This window comes from Novosphingobium aromaticivorans DSM 12444 (assembly GCF_000013325.1).
GTDB lineage: Bacteria > Pseudomonadota > Alphaproteobacteria > Sphingomonadales > Sphingomonadaceae > Novosphingobium > Novosphingobium aromaticivorans.
On record NC_007794.1, the window covers coordinates 2,404,130 to 2,422,306 of the forward strand.

The 18,177-nt window shown below is 65.7% G+C and carries 17 protein-coding genes and 2 tRNA genes; 14 read left to right on the plus strand and 5 right to left on the minus strand.

Annotated features, from left to right (window positions below; all coding sequences use genetic code 11):
- The first annotated feature begins 22 nt into the window (after nucleotides 1–22).
- Nucleotides 23–682, plus strand: coding sequence for a YceI family protein (locus tag SARO_RS11395; protein ID WP_011445908.1), 660 nt, complete (start codon nucleotides 23–25; stop codon nucleotides 680–682).
- A gap of 4 nt (nucleotides 683–686) precedes the next feature.
- On the opposite strand, the gene SARO_RS11400 is transcribed toward SARO_RS11395, so the two are convergent.
- On the minus strand, nucleotides 687–1,820 hold the full coding sequence (locus SARO_RS11400) for an epoxide hydrolase family protein (protein ID WP_011445909.1): 1,134 nt from the start codon (nucleotides 1,818–1,820) through the stop codon (nucleotides 687–689).
- Between the two features lie 208 nt (nucleotides 1,821–2,028).
- On the opposite strand from SARO_RS11400, the gene leuA reads away from it, so the two are divergent.
- The 3 genes from leuA to SARO_RS11415 all read left to right on the plus strand — a co-directional run bounded on the left by leuA (nucleotide 2,029) and on the right by SARO_RS11415 (nucleotide 5,956).
- Nucleotides 2,029–3,699 (plus strand): 2-isopropylmalate synthase, encoded by a 1,671-nt coding sequence (gene leuA / locus SARO_RS11405; protein ID WP_011445910.1) that lies wholly within the window; start codon nucleotides 2,029–2,031, stop codon nucleotides 3,697–3,699.
- Between the two features lie 136 nt (nucleotides 3,700–3,835).
- Nucleotides 3,836–4,882, plus strand: coding sequence for an amidohydrolase family protein (locus SARO_RS11410; protein ID WP_011445911.1), 1,047 nt, complete (start codon nucleotides 3,836–3,838; stop codon nucleotides 4,880–4,882).
- A 78-nt stretch (nucleotides 4,883–4,960) separates the two neighbouring features.
- Nucleotides 4,961–5,956 carry an NAD(P)H-dependent flavin oxidoreductase gene (locus SARO_RS11415; protein WP_011445912.1) on the plus strand — a complete coding sequence of 332 codons (996 nt, stop codon included), beginning with the start codon at nucleotides 4,961–4,963 and terminating at the stop codon, nucleotides 5,954–5,956.
- Nucleotides 5,957–5,982: 26 nt separating this feature from the next.
- Here SARO_RS11415 and SARO_RS11420 read toward each other — a convergent pair whose 3' ends face one another.
- From SARO_RS11420 to SARO_RS11435, 4 genes are all read right to left on the minus strand, one after another.
- A complete protein-coding gene (locus SARO_RS11420; RefSeq protein WP_011445913.1) occupies nucleotides 5,983–6,486 on the minus strand; it encodes an AHH domain-containing protein in 504 nt (167 codons plus the stop codon).
- 29 nt (nucleotides 6,487–6,515) lie between these two features.
- On the minus strand, nucleotides 6,516–7,262 hold the full coding sequence (locus SARO_RS11425; protein WP_049759375.1) for a hypothetical protein: 747 nt from the start codon (nucleotides 7,260–7,262) through the stop codon (nucleotides 6,516–6,518).
- Nucleotides 7,263–7,360: 98 nt separating this feature from the next.
- On the minus strand, nucleotides 7,361–7,849 hold the full coding sequence (locus SARO_RS11430; RefSeq protein ID WP_011445915.1) for a flavodoxin family protein: 489 nt from the start codon (nucleotides 7,847–7,849) through the stop codon (nucleotides 7,361–7,363).
- 6 nt (nucleotides 7,850–7,855) lie between these two features.
- A complete protein-coding gene (locus tag SARO_RS11435; protein WP_234007354.1) occupies nucleotides 7,856–9,106 on the minus strand; it encodes a hypothetical protein in 1,251 nt (416 codons plus the stop codon).
- A gap of 240 nt (nucleotides 9,107–9,346) precedes the next feature.
- Here SARO_RS11435 and recJ point away from each other — a divergent pair, with 240 nt between their 5' ends.
- From recJ to phoU, 10 genes are all read left to right on the plus strand, one after another.
- Nucleotides 9,347–11,068, plus strand: a complete 1,722-nt coding sequence (gene recJ, locus SARO_RS11440; RefSeq protein ID WP_011445917.1) for a single-stranded-DNA-specific exonuclease RecJ — start codon at nucleotides 9,347–9,349, stop codon at nucleotides 11,066–11,068.
- An 80-nt stretch (nucleotides 11,069–11,148) separates the two neighbouring features.
- Nucleotides 11,149–11,223, plus strand: a tRNA-Glu gene (locus tag SARO_RS11445).
- 59 nt (nucleotides 11,224–11,282) lie between these two features.
- Nucleotides 11,283–11,357: transfer RNA gene (locus tag SARO_RS11450), tRNA-Glu, on the plus strand.
- A gap of 80 nt (nucleotides 11,358–11,437) precedes the next feature.
- A complete protein-coding gene (locus tag SARO_RS21595; protein ID WP_256325466.1) occupies nucleotides 11,438–11,569 on the plus strand; it encodes a hypothetical protein in 132 nt (43 codons plus the stop codon).
- Between the two features lie 34 nt (nucleotides 11,570–11,603).
- The gene (locus tag SARO_RS11455) at nucleotides 11,604–12,758 is read left to right on the plus strand and encodes a sensor histidine kinase (RefSeq protein ID WP_049759519.1); all 1,155 of its coding nucleotides are present in this window, start codon (nucleotides 11,604–11,606) and stop codon (nucleotides 12,756–12,758) included.
- A gap of 53 nt (nucleotides 12,759–12,811) precedes the next feature.
- Complete coding sequence (locus SARO_RS11460; RefSeq protein WP_011445919.1) at nucleotides 12,812–13,873, plus strand: substrate-binding domain-containing protein; 1,062 nt, start codon at nucleotides 12,812–12,814, stop codon at nucleotides 13,871–13,873.
- An 18-nt stretch (nucleotides 13,874–13,891) separates the two neighbouring features.
- Complete coding sequence (gene pstC / locus SARO_RS11465) at nucleotides 13,892–15,274, plus strand: phosphate ABC transporter permease subunit PstC (protein ID WP_011445920.1); 1,383 nt, start codon at nucleotides 13,892–13,894, stop codon at nucleotides 15,272–15,274.
- On the plus strand, nucleotides 15,267–16,568 hold the full coding sequence (gene pstA, locus SARO_RS11470; RefSeq protein WP_083760871.1) for a phosphate ABC transporter permease PstA: 1,302 nt from the start codon (nucleotides 15,267–15,269) through the stop codon (nucleotides 16,566–16,568). Before pstC ends, pstA begins: the two co-directional genes overlap by 8 nt.
- A gap of 28 nt (nucleotides 16,569–16,596) precedes the next feature.
- Complete coding sequence (gene pstB / locus SARO_RS11475) at nucleotides 16,597–17,397, plus strand: phosphate ABC transporter ATP-binding protein PstB (RefSeq protein ID WP_049759521.1); 801 nt, start codon at nucleotides 16,597–16,599, stop codon at nucleotides 17,395–17,397.
- Nucleotides 17,398–17,406: 9 nt separating this feature from the next.
- A complete protein-coding gene (gene phoU, locus SARO_RS11480; protein WP_011445923.1) occupies nucleotides 17,407–18,093 on the plus strand; it encodes a phosphate signaling complex protein PhoU in 687 nt (228 codons plus the stop codon).
- The last annotated feature ends 84 nt before the right edge of the window (nucleotides 18,094–18,177 follow it).

The window sequence follows — 18,177 nt, forward strand, 5'->3', positions numbered from 1 at the left end:
AAGTGACTTCAGGAGATCCCCCTTGCCCAAGCTTTCCCGCATGTCCCGCGCGCTTGCCCTCGCGTTGCCTCTCGCCCTCGCAGCCGTGGCCGCACCGATGGTCGCGCAAATGCCCGAAGCCCCCGGCAAGGCGGACAAGAGCCGGGTCGTCGCCGGCAACTACACCGCCGACGCCGGCCATTCCCTTGTCGCCTGGCGCGTCAACCACTTCGGCTTCAACGATTACTTCGGCCTCTTCGGCGACGTGACCGGCACTCTCCAGATCGACCCGGCCAATCCCGCCGCGGCCAAGGTCTCGGTCACGATCCCGGTCGGCAAGGTCGTCACGGTCAACCAGGCCCTTACCGCCCACCTGCTCAAGCCGGGCGCCGACGGCAAGCCTGCCGACTTCTTCGGCGCGGCTCCTGCCGACGCCACTTTCGTCTCGACCAGCGTCGCGCCCGGCGCGGACGGCAGCAGCGCCAGGATCACCGGCGATCTCACCCTCAACGGCGTGACCAGGCCGGTCACCATCGACGCCACTTTCGCGGGCGCCGGCACCAACCCCTTCAACAAGGCAGCCACGCTCGGCTTCCACGGCACCGCCACGATCAAGCGGTCGGACTTCAACGTGAAGTACGGCATCCCCTTCGTCTCCGACGAAGTGAAGCTCGACATCACGGCTGCCTTCGAAAAGAAGTAAGCTCCTAGCACATCAGGGAAAACGCGGCCCGAAGTTCCTTCACGAAGGCTTCGGGCTGCTCCCACGCGGCAAAGTGGCCGCCCTTTTCCAGCTCGCCCCAGTAGACCAGCTTCGAACAGTTGCGCTCGAACCACTTGCGCGGCGCGGGAATTATCTCCTTCGGAAAGGCGCTGGCCGCGGCCGGAATGTCGATCTGCGATGGCCCGAAGCTCGCAAAACTCTCCCAATAAAGCCGGGCCGACGATGCCCCTGCCGCCGTCAGCCAGTACAGCATGATGTTGTCGAGCATGTCGTCGCGGCTCAGCGCGTCCTCGGGCGCGCCCTCGTTGTCGGTCCAGGCCCACATCTTCTCGTAGATCCAGCCAGCCAGCCCGACCGGCGAATCGACCAGCCCGTAACCTACCGTCTGGGGCCGGGTCGCCTGCTCCTTGGAATACCCCGAATCCCAATCCTGATAGTGCTGTAGCGCGGTCAGCGCCCTTAGCTCCTCCGGCGTCGGAGCGGCCAGGTCCTCCGGCAGGGGCCGGGCGATCGGCATGTTGAGATGGATGCCCGCGCAGCCCTCCACCTTCAGCGCCCCGATGGCAGTGGTAACGGCGGAACCCCAGTCCCCGCCCTGTGCAAGCCAGCTTTCGTAGCCCAGCCGCTTCATCAGTTCGCCCCAGGCCTGCGCGATCTTCTGCACGCTCCAGCCCTTGCGCGTGGGCTTTCCGGAAAAGCCGTATCCCGGCAGGCAAGGGATCACGAGATGGAACGCGTCGGCGGCAGTACCACCATGCTCCTCTGGGCGGGTCAGCGGCGCGATGCAGCGGCGGAACTCGAGAATCGATCCCGGCCAGCCGTGGGTCAGCAGCAAGGGCCGCGCATCTGCTTGCGCAGAGCGCACGTGGAGGAAGCGGATCGCCACTCCGTCGATCTCGGTCTCGAACATGCCCCAGTCGTTCAGCATCCTCTGGCACGCGTACCAGTCATAGCCGCCGCGCCAGTAGCTCACGAAATCCTGCAACGCGCCAAGCGGCGTGCCCTGCGACCAGTCGTCGACCGTCTCTTTCTCGGGCCAGCGTGTCATGTCGATGCGACGATGCAGGTCCTCGATCTCGCCGCGAGGTATGTCGACAACGAAAGGCGCAACATTCATGCCTGATCTCTCCCGATCCATTCGCATTCATTCTGGACAAGCGCGCGCCGAATCACCATAGGCATTGGCGATGACCGCTCGACTGGACCTTACCCTGCGACTTACCCGCCCTTGGGCGTAAGCTGACGCGTCGGTCTGCCCCGGCGCGCACGGCGCCCAGGGGAACAGGAACCACGTAACGCAATCCAGATCTTTCGAGTGCTTTTACATGACCATGCTGAAGAACCCCTCGGCCAAGTACCGTCCCTTCCCGCAGATCGACCTGCCCGATCGCCAGTGGCCCAGCCGCACGATCACCAAGGCCCCGCGCTGGCTCTCGACCGACATGCGCGACGGCAACCAGTCGCTGATCGATCCGATGGATGCCGAAAAGAAGAGCCGTTTCTTCGATCTGCTGCTCAAGGTGGGCATCAAGGAAATCGAGGTCGGCTTCCCCTCTGCCGGCGCGACCGAGTACGATTTCATCCGCGGGCTGGTCGATTCCGGCCGCATTCCCGATGACGTCTTCGTCCAGGTCCTCACGCAGTCCCGCGAGGACCTGATCAAGACGTCGTTCGAAAGCCTCGCCGGCGCGAAGCAGGCCATCGTCCACGTCTACAACGCGGTTTCGCCGCTGTGGCGCCAGGTCGTGTTCGGCATGGAAAAGTCGGACGTGAAGGACATCGCCATCGCCGGTGCCAAGCACCTGCGCGATCAGGCCGCTCGCTTCCCGCAGACCGACTGGCACTTCGAATACAGCCCGGAGACGTTCTCCACTGCCGAACTCGATTTCAGCATTGAATGCTGCGAGGCGGTCATGGAAATTCTCCAGCCGACGGTCGAAAAGCCGATCATCCTCAACCTGCCCGCAACGGTCGAGGCGGCGACGGCCAACATCTATGCGGACCAGATCGAATACTTCTGCCGCAATCTGCCGGGCCGCGACCGCGCGGTGATCTCGCTGCACACCCACAACGACCGCGGCACCGGCGTCGCCGCCGCCGAGCTCGGCCTGATGGCGGGCGCGGACCGCGTCGAGGGTTGCCTGTTCGGCAATGGCGAACGCACGGGCAATTGCTGCCTCGTTACCGTCGGCCTCAACATGTACACGCAAGGGGTCGATCCGGAGCTTGACTTCTCGGACATCGACGAAGTGATCCAGACGGTTGAATACTGCAACCAGCTCCCCGTCCATCCGCGCCATCCCTATGGCGGCGAACTGGTCTTCACCGCGTTTTCCGGCAGCCACCAGGACGCCATCAAGAAGGGCTTCGCCGCGCAGGAAAAGCGCAATGACGAACTCTGGTCGGTGCCCTACCTGCCGATCGACCCGGCCGATCTCGGCCGCAGCTACGAAGCTGTGATCCGCGTCAATTCGCAATCCGGCAAGGGCGGCTTTGCCTGGGTCCTGGAACAGGACCAGGGCCTCAAGCTGCCCAAGAAGATGCAGGCGCACTTCTCGCGCCACGTGCAGGAACTGGCCGACGAACTGGGCCGCGAACTGCAGGCGGCAGATATCTGGGGCGTCTTCCGCAAGGCCTATCGCCTCGACGCGCCGCAGCATCTGCAACTGATCGACTACGAAGAAACGCGCGGTGCCGACGGGACGCGCATCTTCGCTGGCAAGATCGAGGTCGATGGCAAGGTCCAGTCCGTGTCCGGTCGTGGCAATGGCCTGATTTCCTCGGTCGTGGCCACGCTGCGCGACGGCTTCGGCGTCGAGATCGACATAACCGACTATTCCGAACATGCGATGGGCGCCGGCAGCAACGCTCGCGCGGCCGCCTACGTCGAATGCAGGACCGCAGATGGCCGCACCATCTGGGGCGTGGGGATCGATGAAGACGTCGCCACGGCCAGCGTCCGCGCCGTGCTCAGCGCGGCCAACGCGGTCGGGTGACCGCCGGCGGATGATTGTGGACGGGCGGCCTTGCGGGGCCGCCCGTTCAATCAAGCGATTAGAACCTGCTTGATACGGTCGCGTCATGCGCCATAGTCCCCCCACGCCCGCAAGAGGCGCGCAATGGGACAGGACAATGGCCGAAGAAGCGATTCTCGAACCCGATCTGCCGATCATCGACCCGCACCACCACCTGTGGGACCTGCGCCCGCTGATCGCCTCGTTTCCCGAGCCGCGCCATCCCTTCATCGAGACGCTGACCCACTCGGCCTACTACACCTTCGACCAATTGCTCGCCGACGCGCGCGGCGGGCACAACGTGGTGGCGACGGTCTACATGGAATGCGGCGCATTCTACCGCGCCGGCGCGGAAGCGGCCATGAAGCCGGTCGGCGAAGTCGAATTCGTGAACGGCGTTGCGGCCCAGGGCGCGAGCGGCCTCTACGGCGATTTCCGCCCCTGTGCCGCCATCATCGGCCATGCCGACCTGCAACTGGGCGACGGCGCGCGCCCGGTCCTCGAAGCCCTGTCAGAGGTGGGCAATGGCCGCTTCCGGGGAATCCGCCACCAGGGCGCTTGGGACGCCAATCCGGATGTCCTCGGCCCGCCTTTCCACGCCCCGCCCCGGCTCTACCTGTCGGATGAATTTCGCAAGGGCTTCAGGCATCTGGGCGAACTGGGCCTCACCTTCGATGCCTGGCTGCTCGAACCGCAATTGTCCGACGTGCTCGATCTCGCCCGCGCATTTCCCGACCAGCCGATCTGCCTCGACCATTGCGGCACGCCACTCGGCACGTCCAGCTATCACGGCAAGCTGCACGAACGCTTCGAAGGGTGGCGCACCTCGATCCGCGCGATCGCGCAGTGCCCCAACGTGACGGTCAAGCTTGGCGGCCTCGCCATGGCGTTCTGCGGCCTGCCCGAAGAGGGACCGATGGCTGGCCTTTCGTCCGAAACGCTCGCCGCGATGTGGCGCCCCTACATCGAGACCTGCATCGAGGCCTTCGGGCCCGAGCGCGCGATGTTCGAAAGCAATTATCCGGTCGACAAGTGGGGCGCGAGCTACAACGTGCTGTGGAACGCCTTCAAGCGCCTTGCACATGGCGCATCCGATGCCGAAAAGCGCGCCCTCTTCGCGGGCACCGCGGCGCGGTTCTACGGGCTGGAGGACCTGCTGGCCTGACCAGCTTTGACAAGCTGCCCGGCATGATCTAGCCATTTTAACCATTCGATTAAACACACCTTCAAGGACCCGAGCCGAATGCCCCTGCCCCCGCTATTCGCAAACCTGCGCCTGCCCGTCATCGCATCGCCGCTGTTCATCATTTCCTGCCCGGAACTGGTCATCGCGCAGTGCAAGGCCGGCATCGTCGGCTCCTTCCCTTCGCTCAACGCCCGCCCGATCAGCCAGCTCGATGAATGGCTGCACCAGATCACCGAGGAACTGGCCGCCCACAACCGCGCAAATCCCGACCGGCCCGCTGCGCCTTTCGCGGTGAACCAGATCGTCCACAAGACCAACAACCGCCTCGACGAGGACATGGCGCTGTGCGCCAAGTGGCAGGTTCCCATGCTCATCACCTCGCTCGGCGCGCGCGAGGACGTCTACAATGCCGCGCACGGCTGGGGCGGCATCGTGCTGCATGACGTCATCAACGACCGCTTCGCGCGCAAGGCGATCGAAAAGGGCGCGGACGGCCTGATCCCGGTCGCGGCAGGGGCCGGCGGGCACGCCGGCGCGCAATCGCCCTTCGCCCTGATGCAGGAAATCCGCGAGTGGTTCGACGGCCTCGTCGCCCTCTCCGGCGCTATCGCGCACGGGCAATCCATCCTTGCGGCACAGGCACTTGGCGCCGACTTCGCCTACATCGGCTCAGCCTGGATCGCCACCGAGGAGGCGAACGCCAACGCGGCCTACAAGCAGGCCATCGTCGACAGCCGCGCCGACGACATCGTCTATTCCAACCTCTTCACCGGGGTCCACGGCAACTACCTGCGCTCCTCGATCGTCAACGCCGGGCTCGATCCCGAAAACCTGCCGGAAAGCGACCCGAGCAAGATGAACTTCGGCTCGGGCGGCAATACCGATGCGAAGGCGTGGAAGGACATCTGGGGGTCGGGACAAGGCATCGGCGCCGTGTCCGCGATCGAACCGGTGGCGACGCGGGTGGACCGGCTCGAGCGGCAGTATCGCCAGGCCGCAGAGGCGCTTTCGGCAAACTCCGCACCCTTCCTGAAGGAGACCAGGTACGTCTAGGTGCCGTTAGGTGCTTTTAGGTGTCGTTAAGCGACTTTCGCGTTCCAGCCGGTGGCGGACCATAAAAGGTCCGCCATTTCATCGAGATGGCTGAAATCCAGCGCCGGATCGCGCGCGTTCAACGGCTTTCCCGTCCACGACCGCGGATCAAGCAGCCGCCGCCGCAGCGCGCGCTGCAGCAGGTCAAACCGCATCAGCGCCACGAAGTCCGCATCGGTAGAACCGGCCGCCCGCTGCTGCGCCCAGTGCGCCTCGATCTGGCCGGCGCGTTCGAGGACGAGTTCGTTGTAGCTGCGATGCGGGCCGCGGTGGAGCGGCAGGCCGATGCGCAGGGCAGCTTGTTCGCACGCGGGGAGTAGCAGGCCGTTGCGACGGAAGTCGTGGAAACCCAGCCGATCCACGCCCAGTCTCGCGACCAGCCCGCCCAGAGCCCTTGAACCGAGGACCTGTCGAGGCAGGATATGATGGCGCTGCAGATCGGGCGAGTAGCCAGGCTGACCGGGGACGTTGACGCTGCCGAACGGCAGCATCCTGCGGTTTTCCCCAACGTCTTTCCGGTTCAGCAGCACCTCGCAACGATACGATCCCATTCGGGCGCCTCAAGAAGGACTGCTCCCGTTCCGGCAAGAATTGCCTCGACCGGCGCAGTGACCGGCCCGTGGGCGACAAGCCAATCAACCAGCCGCACCGCAACCCGCAGGGTGTGATCGCCTGTGGAACTAGGTTTAGGTTCGAGAAGAAACTCTTGCCCCATCAGGAACTTGAGCCCCTCACTACGGACCCCGCCGCCATCCTCGCGATGGAGCGCGGTGAGCGCCAGAGCGGGAAAGGGTCCGCCGTCCAGCCAGGGCTGCACTGCCCTCTCGAAAAGGGCAGGCGCAAGCGCAGAACGCGAGGGAAGCCACGAAATTGCCGCAGCGCCGCTGATTCGCGCGAGGTCCACGAGGAGTCCGACCGCGCCGCGAATCACCGGAAGAAGCCGCCCGGCGCCCGCCAGATGGGGTCCGGGCGCAAGCAGAAGCGGCGTCAGCGCCCGCACTTCAGCTTCGCCGATGCCAAGACTGCCGCCGATATTCGGAAAGGCGCACGGCGGCCCGCCAGCAAGGCCGCGCAGGTCGAACGTCAGGCCTTCGCGCAGGAGTTCGACCCAGCCTTCCGATTCGTCGGGCGCATTGCTGATCGAGAAGCGCAAGGCGGGCGAAAGCGCCGACCGGATGGACGCCAGCGAAGGGACCCCATCCGGCGCGTAGAAAAGGGCAGCAAGTGGCGCGCAGTCGGTCGACTGATCACTAGCGTCCACGTTCATCCCTTTCGTTCCGCCGAGAATTTGCACGACCGCGGCACTGCCGTCGAGTCCGTGCCCAGATCACGAATGCTCCGTAACCGATCATAGCGCGAGAAAGCTTAGAAAACCCCTAGCGCCAGACCTCCGGAGATCGCCTGTCCCAAATCGCAACAGGTCTGCAATGTCCCCGCATCCAGCGTCTTGGGCGCGAGGATGGCTTCGGGCGTCTGCGCATGGGTGCAGACGATCAGCGGATCAGCCACCCGGCGCAGCCGCCAGCCGGTGGCGATCCTTTCGATCTGGCGTTCCGCGCCGGTTCCATCCGAACCGGCCGCGATCAGCGTCGCAAATGCGCGGCCTTCGATCCGGCCGAGAAGCGGATAGTAGAGACGGTCGAAGAACTCCTTCATCGCACCGGTCATCGAACCGAGGTTTTCCGGGCAGCAGAACAGGTAACCGGACGCGGACAACATGTTCGCATCGGTCGCCTCTGCCGCGCTGACAATCCGGCAGGGCCCTTCCCGAACCCCGCCTTCGAAAGCGGCGCGGGCCATCGCCCCGGCAGCGCCAGTGCGGCTGTGCCAGACGATGAGGAGCCCGCCCGCCATGCGCGATCAGCAGCCGTTGCCGCCAGCCCCGGGCACGCCCAGTGCACCGCCCACGGCACCCCCGAGCAATCCGCCCAGCCCCTTCTTCTTGGGCTTGCACGCTGGCTTTTCCTGGTCGGACTGCTGCGCCGCGCCGGCGCCCGCACCGCCGAAGCCCTCCATGCCGACGAGGAAGCCGGTGGTGGAACGATGGCGGATGCGCGCGGTCCATTCCGGCACCCACTTCACCTTGGGGTCGGCGGGACGTGGGGGATAGGCGAAGGATTCCTCGGGACCATAGGCGTGGAGCGTTCCGTACATGTAGTCGGGAGCAGCGGCCTTGACCTCCGCCGGGACAGTGCAGGTCGTTGTCTGAGGCGACATGACCGTCTTGTCGGCCACGAGACGCGCGACGGTTGCCGGAGAAAGCCAATCCGACAAGCCGCCGCCAAACTGGCGCGTGGCGCTGGACGACCACCAGACGATGTCCGTCATTTCCTGCCCCTTGCCCGCCTTGCCGCCGATGATCATTGCATAATACCCGGTGGCATCACCCACCGCGCCCCAGCGCAGAAGCGTGGCCCCCGTGCCCTGGACCGTGTTCGAGGCGTTGAGCGGCGCCATGAAGTCCTTCGCCAGCGTGAAGGCGATGTCGGGCGAATAGTTGCCTGCCACCTTGTGCGCACCAAGCAGCGAGGAATCGGGCTTTGCCGACTTGCCATCCTCGCCTGGCCAATACCCGTAAGTGCGGCTCGATGACGGCGAGACCCAACGGTCCATCGGCACGGCGGAAGTAAAGAGGCCCGGAGGCACCTGCCCGGCGGCAAGCTTGCTGAAATCGATGACGACCGGCTGGCCCTTGGGCGCGTGTTCGCCGCAGCCCCAGAAGATCAGCATCCGCCCCTTGGGACGCTGGAACTCGGCCGCCCCTGGTTCCGAGGGCTTGGTAACCGGAGTCTTGAGAAGGACCGATTTTCCAAGCTTTGCGCCAGCGGGCATGAAATGCTCCGCGCGCGGCTTGCCATCGGCGGCCGCACGGCTGGAGCCAAGGTCGAGCCACAGCATGTGCTGCGCCTTGGGCGCGCCGCCGAACGCCATCGACATCGCGGCGCCGACACCGCCCCCGCCGCCACCCATTCCGCCAAGGCCGGACATGGTTTCGGCGCGCATTTCGTAACGGGCGATGGGCGCGCTTGCCTGCTGTGCCCACGTGCCCGCAGCGCCGACCGCCGCCAGCACCGTACTTGTGAATACCAAACCCTTGGTCTTGTTGCGCATTGCTCCGTCCTCCTTGCAGGACACCGGTCCGGTTGCCGGTTGTTGAATCGATGCGACCATATGGGCCTGGATCGTGCCGCCGATCGTGCGCAAATGCACTCGCCGGCAATTTCTGGCCATGCTCTTTCAGCCCCCGGTCTTTTCGCCGGAGCGCGCATCGTATAGCGCAAAAGAATGATACCGGTCACTGCCATAACCCGATCCCTTTCAGGACAAGCCTGGCGCTGGCGCGGGGGCAACATGGACCTCGGCGGCGCGGGTGGCATCCAGGGTGGCGGGCTTTCCGACGACATCGTGACGCAGCTCCTGCTGTCGCGCGGAGTGGGCCGCGAGGACCTCGACCGCCATCGCCGCCCGACGTTGCGCGACTTCCTGCCGGACCCGTCGATCTTCCAGGACATGGACAACGCCGCACGCCGGCTGACCGATGCGATCCTGTCGGGCGAGCGCATCACGATCTACGGCGACTACGACGTCGATGGGGCGACCAGCGCGGCGCTGCTGATCCGGCTGCTGCGCGAACTTGGCGTCGATGCGGGGCACTATATCCCCGACCGCCTGCTGGAAGGCTATGGGCCCTCGGGCGAAGCCCTGGTCCGCCTGGCGCGCGAGGGGTCGAATCTCATCGTCACGGTCGACTGCGGCGCGATGGCGCACGAAGCGCTTGCGGCGGCGGCAGCCGAAGGCGTGGACGTAATCGTCGTCGACCACCACAAGTGCGCCCCCGAGCTTCCCCGCGCGGCGGCGCTGGTCAATCCCAACCGCCTTGACGAATGCGACGAAGCTGCCGCCCACGGGCATCTGGCAGCCGTGGGCGTCGCCTTCCTGCTGGCGGTGGCGACCGTGCGCGAACTGCGCGGACGCGGCTTTTTCGACGGGCGCAAGGCACCGGACCTGATGGCACTGCTGGACCTCGTGGCGCTGGGCACGGTGGCCGACGTCGCGCAGCTCAAGGGTCTCAACCGCGCGCTCGTCTCGCAGGGGCTCAAGATCATGGCGCGGCGCGAGAACGTCGGCCTTTCCGCGCTGATCGACGCCAGCCGGCTGAGCCGCGCGCCCACGTGCAGCGATCTCGGCTTCGCGCTCGGGCCGCGGATCAATGCGGGCGGGCGCGTTGGCGAGGCGACGCTGGGCGTACGCCTGCTGACGACCGAGGACCCGGAGGAAGCGCGGGCGATCTCGGCCCAGCTATCGCGGCTCAACGACGAGCGCCGCGCCATCGAGCAGGCCGTGCAGGAGGCCGCCGAGGCGCAGGTCGACGCGCAGCACAACCGGGCCGTGATGGTCCTGGCGGGCAGCGGCTGGCATCCGGGCGTGATCGGCATCGTGGCCGGACGGATCAAGGAGAAGACCGGCAAGCCGACCCTCGTGATCGCGCTCGACGCGGACGAGGCCGGGCATGGCAAGGGGTCGGGCCGCTCGATCTCGGGGGTGGACCTTGGCGCGGCGATCATCGCCGCGCGCGAGGCCGGATTGCTGGTGGCGGGCGGCGGACACGCCATGGCCTGCGGATTGACCATCGAGCCTTCAGCGCTGTCGCGACTTGCGGATTGGCTGGACGAAAGGCTTTCACGCGACGTGACGGCGGCGCAATCGTCGCAGGCGCTGCTGCTGGACCTTTCGCTAAGTCCGGGCGGGCTGACGCCGGATCTGGTCGAGACGCTCGAGGCGGCAGGCCCGTTCGGCGTGGGCTGGCCCGGGCCGCGCGTGGCAGTGGGCCCGGTGCGGCTGGTCAAGTGCGACCTCGTCGGCACCGACCACGTGAGGATGGTCGCCGCAGGTGCCGACGGCCGGTCGTTCAAGGCCATCGCCTTTCGCGCGGCGCAGAGCGAACTTGGACAGGTTCTGCTCAACGCATCGCGCGGCCGACAGTTCTGGCTGGCGGGTCGCGCGCGGATCGATGACTGGGCCAGCCGCCCGGCGGCCGAACTCCATGTCGAGGATGCCGCATTCGCCGACTGAACTTTTTTATCATTTCGCCGCTTGACGCCCCGCCATCCTCCCCTTAGAGGCGCGGACCTGCCCAGCGGCGCAAGCCCAGTGGCCCCTTCGTCTAGCGGTCAGGACGCGGCCCTTTCACGGCTGAAACACGGGTTCGATTCCCGTAGGGGTCACCATTTTCTCCTTCCCGAAATCGGGATGGAATGGCAGTTTAGAGCATAGCCTCTTACCAAGTGGCCCCTTCGTCTAGCGGTCAGGACGCGGCCCTCTCACGGCTGAAACACGGGTTCGATTCCCGTAGGGGTCACCACTCTCGCCTTCCCCGCCAGAGTTGTGCACAAAGCGCCCGGATCGATGCCTTGCACTCAACGCCAGCCGGATGTCCGGATCGTGCGCAACGTTCCGTTTCTTGACGACGAATGGCGGCGCTTGCGCCCGTGGTTTCGCCTGGCCTATCTGCGTGCGCAGCAAGCCGACCATCCGGACGGCGATTCGCGAGCGCAGGCAATCCACACGGCGTGATTCGATGAAGGGTTTGTCGCTGCCTCTCCCCAGCATGTTCGTCGCCCTGTGCGCGGCCGTGGTCATGTACTTCGGCGGCGCCGGCTTCTGGCTCTCGCTCGCGATCCTGCTCGTCTGGCTGGCGACACTGTGGCTCGCCCGACCCGAGCCGACGGTGGAAACCCGCAGCAGGGATGACGGCAGCGTCTCGCGCCAGGCAATGATCGAACTGGTCGAACCCTTCGGCCTGCCGGTCCTGATGCTGGACGGACAGCGCATCGCAGCCGCCAACGCGGCCGCGCGGGAGGAACTCGGCAGCCATATCGTCGGCCAGGACGCGCGCGTGGCGCTGCGCCATCCCGAAGCGGTCCGCCTCCTGGACAAGCCCGAGGGCCGGGCGCTGGTGCGGGGTCTCACGGGCGCGCGCAGCATCTGGCAGGTAAGCCGCGTGCCGATCGACGAACGCTTCTCGCTGATCGAGTTCGTCAACCGCACGGCAGAGGCCGATATCAGCCGCGCGCATACCGACTTCGTGGCCAACGCCAGCCACGAACTGCGCACCCCGCTCGCCTCGATCATCGGCTATATCGAGACGCTGGCCGATCCCGACGCCAAAGTCGACGAAGCAACCGCGGCGCGCTTCCATGCCACGGTGCTGCGCGAGGCACGGCGTCTGCAAAGCCTGGTCGAAGATCTCATGTCGCTTTCCCGGATCGAGGCCGAGAAGCACGAGTTGCCGCGCGATCGCATCGATCTCGGCCAGCTTGTCGGCAGCATCGCCAGCGAAACAGCGATGACCGTGGGCGACGGGCGCCTCGAAGTCGAGACGTGCCCCGCGCTCGTGGCGGGCGACCGGCAGCAGCTTGACCAACTCGTGCGCAATCTGATCGACAACGCGTTCAAGTATGGAGACACTGCCGCCCCTGTCGCGGTCAAGGTGGCGATTCACGGCAACGAAGCGGAGCTGTCGGTGACCGACAGGGGCGAAGGCATCCACCCCGACCACCTGCCCTATCTCACCCGGCGCTTCTATCGGACCGACCCGGGACGCAGCCGCGCGGCGGGCGGGACGGGCCTCGGGCTCGCCATCGTGAAGCACATCGTGGAGCGGCATCGCGGCAAGCTGGACATCGCCAGCCAGCTTGGAATCGGCACGACGGTTACCGTCAGATTGCCGATTGCAAACCTGCCCGCTGTTGCTGCAGCCTGACTGCTGTCATAAAGCTGTCATGCAACCGTCGCATTGGCCCCCTGCCCACAGGGATGAAGGCTGAAACCATGTCGATGATTCGCAATATTGCGCTTGCCGCTACTGCCACTGCCGCTCTTGCCCTTGCCGGTTGCGGCTCGCAGGAAGGCGCGACCCGCGACCAGGTCCGCGCGGTCGGTTCCTCCACGGTCTATCCGTTTGCCAAGGCGGTCGCGGAATCGCTCGCCAAATCCGATGCCTCGCTGAAGTCGCCGATCATCGAATCGACCGGCACCGGTGCGGGCATGAAGCTGTTCTGCGCCGGCGTCGGCGCCCAGCACCCCGATATCGCCAATGCCTCGCGCCGGATGAAGAAGTCCGAATTCGAGGACTGCCAGAAGAACGGCGTGAAGGACATCGTCGAGATCCAGGTCGGCCTCGACGGCGTGGCCTTCGCCGAGGCGCAGAAGGGCCCCGGCATCGCGCTGACCCCCGAAGACGTCTACAAGGCGCTTGCCAAGAACCCCTATGGCAAGCCCAACGCCTTCAAGACCTGGAAGGACGTGAACCCCTCGCTGCCGGCAGAGCCGATCCTCGTCTACGGCCCGCCCTCGACCTCGGGCACGCGCGACGCGCTCAAGGAGCTGATCCTGATGAAGGGCTGCGACGAGAACGCCGAGATGAAGGCGCTCAAGGACAGCGACAAGGACAAGCACGACAAGATCTGCGGCGAAGTGCGCGATGACGGCGCCTATGTCGACGCGGGCGAGAACGACAACCTGATCGTCCAGAAGATCGAGGCGAACCCCAAGGCGATCGGCATCTTCGGCTTCTCGTATCTCGAAGAGAACAGCAGCCGCATCAAGGGCCTGACGATGAAGGGCATCGCGCCGACCTATGCGACGATCTCGGACTTCACCTATCCGGGTGCGCGTCCGCTCTACATCTACGTCAAGAAGGCCCACCTCAAGGCCATTCCGGGCCTCCAGGCCTTCGTCACCGAATGGTCGAAGCTGTGGGGCAAGGACGGCTCGCTGGCGAAGCTCGGCATGGTGGTCGCACCTGACGATGTGCTTGCGGCCAGCGCCAAGGCTGTTACCGACCTGTCGGTCCTTGACGGTTCGCAGTTGAAGTAAGGGGGAAGTACCGGGATCATGTCGTCAGCCATCCTGCTTTTGCTCGCCTTCGGGCTGGGCCTTCTCGGCTGGCTGGCGGCGCGTTCCCGCGCGTGGGCCTTCCGGCGCAGTGCGCCGGAGGTCCGCCTCCATTCGTTACCGAACTTCCACGGCTGGTACGTCGCCCTCTGGGTCGGCGTTCCGGCTCTTCTGTTCGCGGCGCTGTGGAACCTGGTCAGCCCGATGCTGATCACCGGTCATGTCCTTGCAGATCCCGCCGCTTCGCTGCTCCCCGGCTTCGGGTTCGAGCGCGAGACAATGCTGGCCGAAGCCCGCGCCGTCGCCGAAGGCCGCGCGTTCGGCGTGTTCAACGAAGAAGCGCAGGCCCTCGTCGCGCCCTACCGCACCGCGATCACGCTCTACGATTCGATCGGCCTTGCGGTGACCATGCTCGTCGCCTTCGCTGGCGGCGCCTTCGCCTTCCTGCGCCTGCGCCCCGATTTCACCGCCCGCACGAGGGTGGAGCGGGCGGTGATGACGCTGCTCCTTCTCGCTTCGCTCGTGGCGATCCTGACGACGCTCGGCATCTTCGTCAGCCTCGTGTTCGAGACCATCCGCTTCTTCGGCATGGTCTCGCCGCTGGACTTCCTGTTCGGCACGCACTGGTCGCCCGATCCGATGAGTTCCGGCGCGCCGGACGGCAAGGATTACGGCGCGATCCCGCTGTTCTGGGGCACGCTCTACATCGGCGCGATCATCGCGATGATCGTAGCCATCCCGCTCGGCCTGATGAGCGCGATCTTCCTGACGCAATACGCCAGTTCCGGCGTACGCAAGGTGATGAAGCCTCTGCTCGAGATCCTCGCGGGCGTACCGACGGTGGTTTATGGGTACTTCGCCGCGCTGACTGTCGCGCCGTGGGTGCGCGACGCAGCACAGGCCATCGGCATTTCCAGCGCCTCGACCGAAAGCGCGGTCGCCGCAGGGCTCGTCATGGGCATCATGATCATTCCCTTCGTCTCCTCGATGGCGGACGATTCCATTGCCGCCGTGCCCCAGTCCCTGCGCGACGGCAGCCTGGCAATGGGCGCAACAACCGCTGAGACGATCCGCAAGGTGCTTGTCCCGGCAGCCCTCCCCGGCATCGTCGCGGGCGTGATGCTGGCCGTCAGCCGCGCCATCGGCGAGACCATGATCGTGGTCATGGCCGCCGGCGCCTCGGCCAACCTCACCGCCAATCCGTTCGAGAGCATGACCACTGTGACCTTCCAGATCGTCGCCATGCTGACCGGCGAAGGCAGCTTCGACCATCCCGCGACGCTCTCGGCGTTCGCGCTCGGCATGGTCCTGTTCCTTGTCACCCTTACGCTGAACTTCATCGCCCTGCGCGTGGTGAAGCGGTATCGCGAAGCATATGAGTGAGGCCGCAATGACGGACGTAGCGCAGACCCAGGCGGCTCCCGCTCCCGAACCGGGCGATGTGCAGGCACGCCGCCGCGCGCTCATGGAGCGCGGCCTCGGGCGCCGCCGTTCCGCCGACCGCCGCTTCCGCTGGCTCGGCTTCGCCGCCGTTGCGTTCTCGGCAATAATGCTGGCCTTCCTGCTGGTCAGCATGAGCTCCGCCGGCTTTGCCGGGTTCCAGCGGACGGAAGTGAAGTTTTCGATCCCGTTGGCAGGTGCCATGCAGATCGATGCCCAGCGCCTGACGCAGCCCGACCCCGTCGGTGGACTGGAACTGGCAGGGCTTCCCAAGGTCGTCGACGGCGCTGCCAAGGCTGCCCTCGGACCCGATGGCGGCGACATGCTGGCCGAGGGTGCCTGGCGCGAGGTCGCCGCTCGACTTATCGAAGACCCCAGCCTGCTCAACGGCACGCTCGACGTATCGCTCCCCGCGAGCGATGACCTGGCCAGCGCCCTGCGCGGTGAAGGCGACGCAAGCCTCCAGCAGGTTGCCACGAAGCTCCGGGGCGAAGGCAAGTTGCTCCGCGCCTTCGACAAGGGCTTCCTCTCCCGTTCGGACGCCACCAGCCCGCAGTCGGTCGGCATCTGGGGGGCGCTCAAGGGATCGATGCTGACGATGTTCGTCACGCTGGTCCTTGCCTTCCCCGTGGGCGTGCTTGCCGCGCTCTACCTCGAGGAATATGCGCCGAAGAACCGCTGGACGGAGTGGATCGAAATCTCGATCAACAACCTCGCGGCCGTGCCCTCGATCATCTTCGGCCTGCTTGGCCTTGCCGTGTTCCTCGCGCTGTTCCCGCACTATCGTTCAGCCCCGCTGATCGGCGGCATGACGCTGGCGCTGATGACGATGCCGGTCATCGTGATCTCCGGCCGCAATGCGATCAAGGCCGTGCCGCCGTCCATCCGGGACGCGGCCCTCGCGATCGGCGCAAGCAAGGTGCAGGTGGTGTTCCACCACGTCCTGCCCCTCGCGCTGCCCGGTATCCTCACCGGCACCATCATCGGCATGGCCCGCGCGCTGGGCGAGACGGCGCCGCTGCTGATGATCGGCATGCGCGCGTTCGTCGCCAGCCCTCCCTCCGGCTTCACCGCGCCGTCGAGCGTTCTGCCGGTGCAGATCTTCCTGTGGTCGGACGAGATCGACCGCGGCTTCGTCGAGCGCACGAGCGCGGCGATCGTCGTCCTGCTCGTCTTCCTTCTCCTGATGAACGGTCTTGCGATCTATCTGCGCAACCGCTTCGAAAAACGGTGGTGACATGAACGCTGAAGCGATCCAGACCCCAATGACCGTCGACGTGAAGGCGGACGACAAGCCCTACTTCGACGCACCATCGAAGATGAGCGCGAAGAACGTCTCGGTCTTCTATGGCGACAAGCGCGCGATCGACGATGTGTCGATCGAGATCCCGCAGCGCTACGTCACCGCGTTCATCGGCCCGTCGGGCTGCGGCAAGTCGACGTTCCTGCGCTCTTTGAACCGCATGAACGACACCATCGCCAACGCCCGCGTCGAAGGCGAAATCCTCCTCGACGGCGAAGACATCTACAAGTCTGGCATGGACGTCGTGCAGCTTCGCGCGCGGGTCGGCATGGTGTTCCAGAAGCCGAACCCGTTCCCGAAGTCGATCTACGAGAACATCGCCTACGGACCGAAAATCCACGGCATCACCGGCAGCAAGGCGGAACTGGACGAGATCGTCGAACAGTCGCTGCGGCGCGCGGGCCTGTGGGACGAGGTCAAGGACCGGCTGGGCGACAGCGGCACGGCGCTTTCCGGCGGCCAGCAACAGCGCCTGTGCATCGCCCGGGCCATCGCGGTCGATCCCGAAGTGATCCTCATGGACGAGCCCTGCTCCGCGCTTGACCCCATTGCCACCGCGCGCATCGAGGAACTGATCGACGAACTGCGTGGCCGCTATGCCATCGTCATCGTCACGCACTCGATGCAGCAGGCCGCCCGCGTTTCGCAGCGCACCGCGTTCTTCCATCTTGGCAAGATAGTGGAATACGGCAAGACTTCCGACATCTTCACCAATCCGCGCGAGGAACGGACGAAGGACTACATCACCGGTCGCTACGGTTAAGGGAAAGAGATGATGGCCGAACATACCGTCAAGGCATTCGACGAGGACATCACCCGGCTGCGCGGCCTGGTTGCGGAAATGGGCGGGCTTGCCGAGCTTTCGGTGACCGAGGCTATGGACGCCCTGATACGCGGCGACCACGAGCTTGCTGCCGGCGTGATCGCTCGCGACAAGCGGATCGATCAGCTCGAGGCCGAAGTCGACAAGCTTGCCATCCGCGTTCTGGCCCTGCGCGCACCCATGGCGGACGACCTTCGCGAAGTGGTGGCGGCGCTCAAGATCGCCGGCGTGATCGAGCGTATCGGCGACTATGCCAAGAACATCGCCAAGCGGGTCGGCATCATCGAAGGGCGTCGCCGCTTCGAACCGCTGACGCTGATCCCTGCGATGAACGACCTTGCCGCAGAAATGGTCCACGACGTGATGACCGCGTTCGCCGCGCGCGATCCGGCCGCCGCGACCGAGATCGTGCAGCGGGATGAAAAGGTCGACGCGTTCTACGATTCCATCTTCCGCAACCTGATCTCGTTCATGGTCGAAGACCCGGCGACCATCAGCAGCGCGGCGCAGTTGCTGTTCGTTGCGCGCAACATCGAGCGTATTGGCGATCACGCAACCAATATCGCGGAAATGGTGTACTACGCTGCAACAGGCGCCAACTTGCCAGAGCGCGAAGAAGTGATTCCCCCCGCCTAGTGGATTGATTCCGGCATTTGCCCGCGCCCTGCCCAAAAGGGTGCCAAATGTCGGAATCGGACCATCAGGGACGATCACCCGGGT

Excerpts from the sequence above, each read along its gene's own strand:
- pstA (WP_083760871.1), top strand. The coding sequence starts at position 15,267 with ATGAGTGAGGCCGCAATGACGGACGTAGCGCAGACCCAGGCGGCTCCC.
- pstC (WP_011445920.1), top strand. The coding sequence starts at position 13,892 with ATGTCGTCAGCCATCCTGCTTTTGCTCGCCTTCGGGCTGGGCCTTCTC.
- SARO_RS11410 (WP_011445911.1), top strand. The coding sequence starts at position 3,836 with ATGGCCGAAGAAGCGATTCTCGAACCCGATCTGCCGATCATCGACCCG.
- SARO_RS11435 (WP_234007354.1), bottom strand. The coding sequence starts at position 9,106 with ATGCGCAACAAGACCAAGGGTTTGGTATTCACAAGTACGGTGCTGGCG.
- recJ (WP_011445917.1), top strand. The coding sequence starts at position 9,347 with ATGGACCTCGGCGGCGCGGGTGGCATCCAGGGTGGCGGGCTTTCCGAC.
- SARO_RS11420 (WP_011445913.1), bottom strand. The coding sequence starts at position 6,486 with ATGCTGCCGTTCGGCAGCGTCAACGTCCCCGGTCAGCCTGGCTACTCG.
- SARO_RS11400 (WP_011445909.1), bottom strand. The coding sequence starts at position 1,820 with ATGAATGTTGCGCCTTTCGTTGTCGACATACCTCGCGGCGAGATCGAG.
- SARO_RS11415 (WP_011445912.1), top strand. The coding sequence starts at position 4,961 with ATGCCCCTGCCCCCGCTATTCGCAAACCTGCGCCTGCCCGTCATCGCA.
- SARO_RS11425 (WP_049759375.1), bottom strand. The coding sequence starts at position 7,262 with ATGAACGTGGACGCTAGTGATCAGTCGACCGACTGCGCGCCACTTGCT.
- SARO_RS11455 (WP_049759519.1), top strand. The coding sequence starts at position 11,604 with ATGTTCGTCGCCCTGTGCGCGGCCGTGGTCATGTACTTCGGCGGCGCC.
- phoU (WP_011445923.1), top strand. The coding sequence starts at position 17,407 with ATGATGGCCGAACATACCGTCAAGGCATTCGACGAGGACATCACCCGG.
- pstB (WP_049759521.1), top strand. The coding sequence starts at position 16,597 with ATGACCGTCGACGTGAAGGCGGACGACAAGCCCTACTTCGACGCACCA.
- leuA (WP_011445910.1), top strand. The coding sequence starts at position 2,029 with ATGACCATGCTGAAGAACCCCTCGGCCAAGTACCGTCCCTTCCCGCAG.
- SARO_RS11460 (WP_011445919.1), top strand. The coding sequence starts at position 12,812 with ATGAAGGCTGAAACCATGTCGATGATTCGCAATATTGCGCTTGCCGCT.
- SARO_RS11430 (WP_011445915.1), bottom strand. The coding sequence starts at position 7,849 with ATGGCGGGCGGGCTCCTCATCGTCTGGCACAGCCGCACTGGCGCTGCC.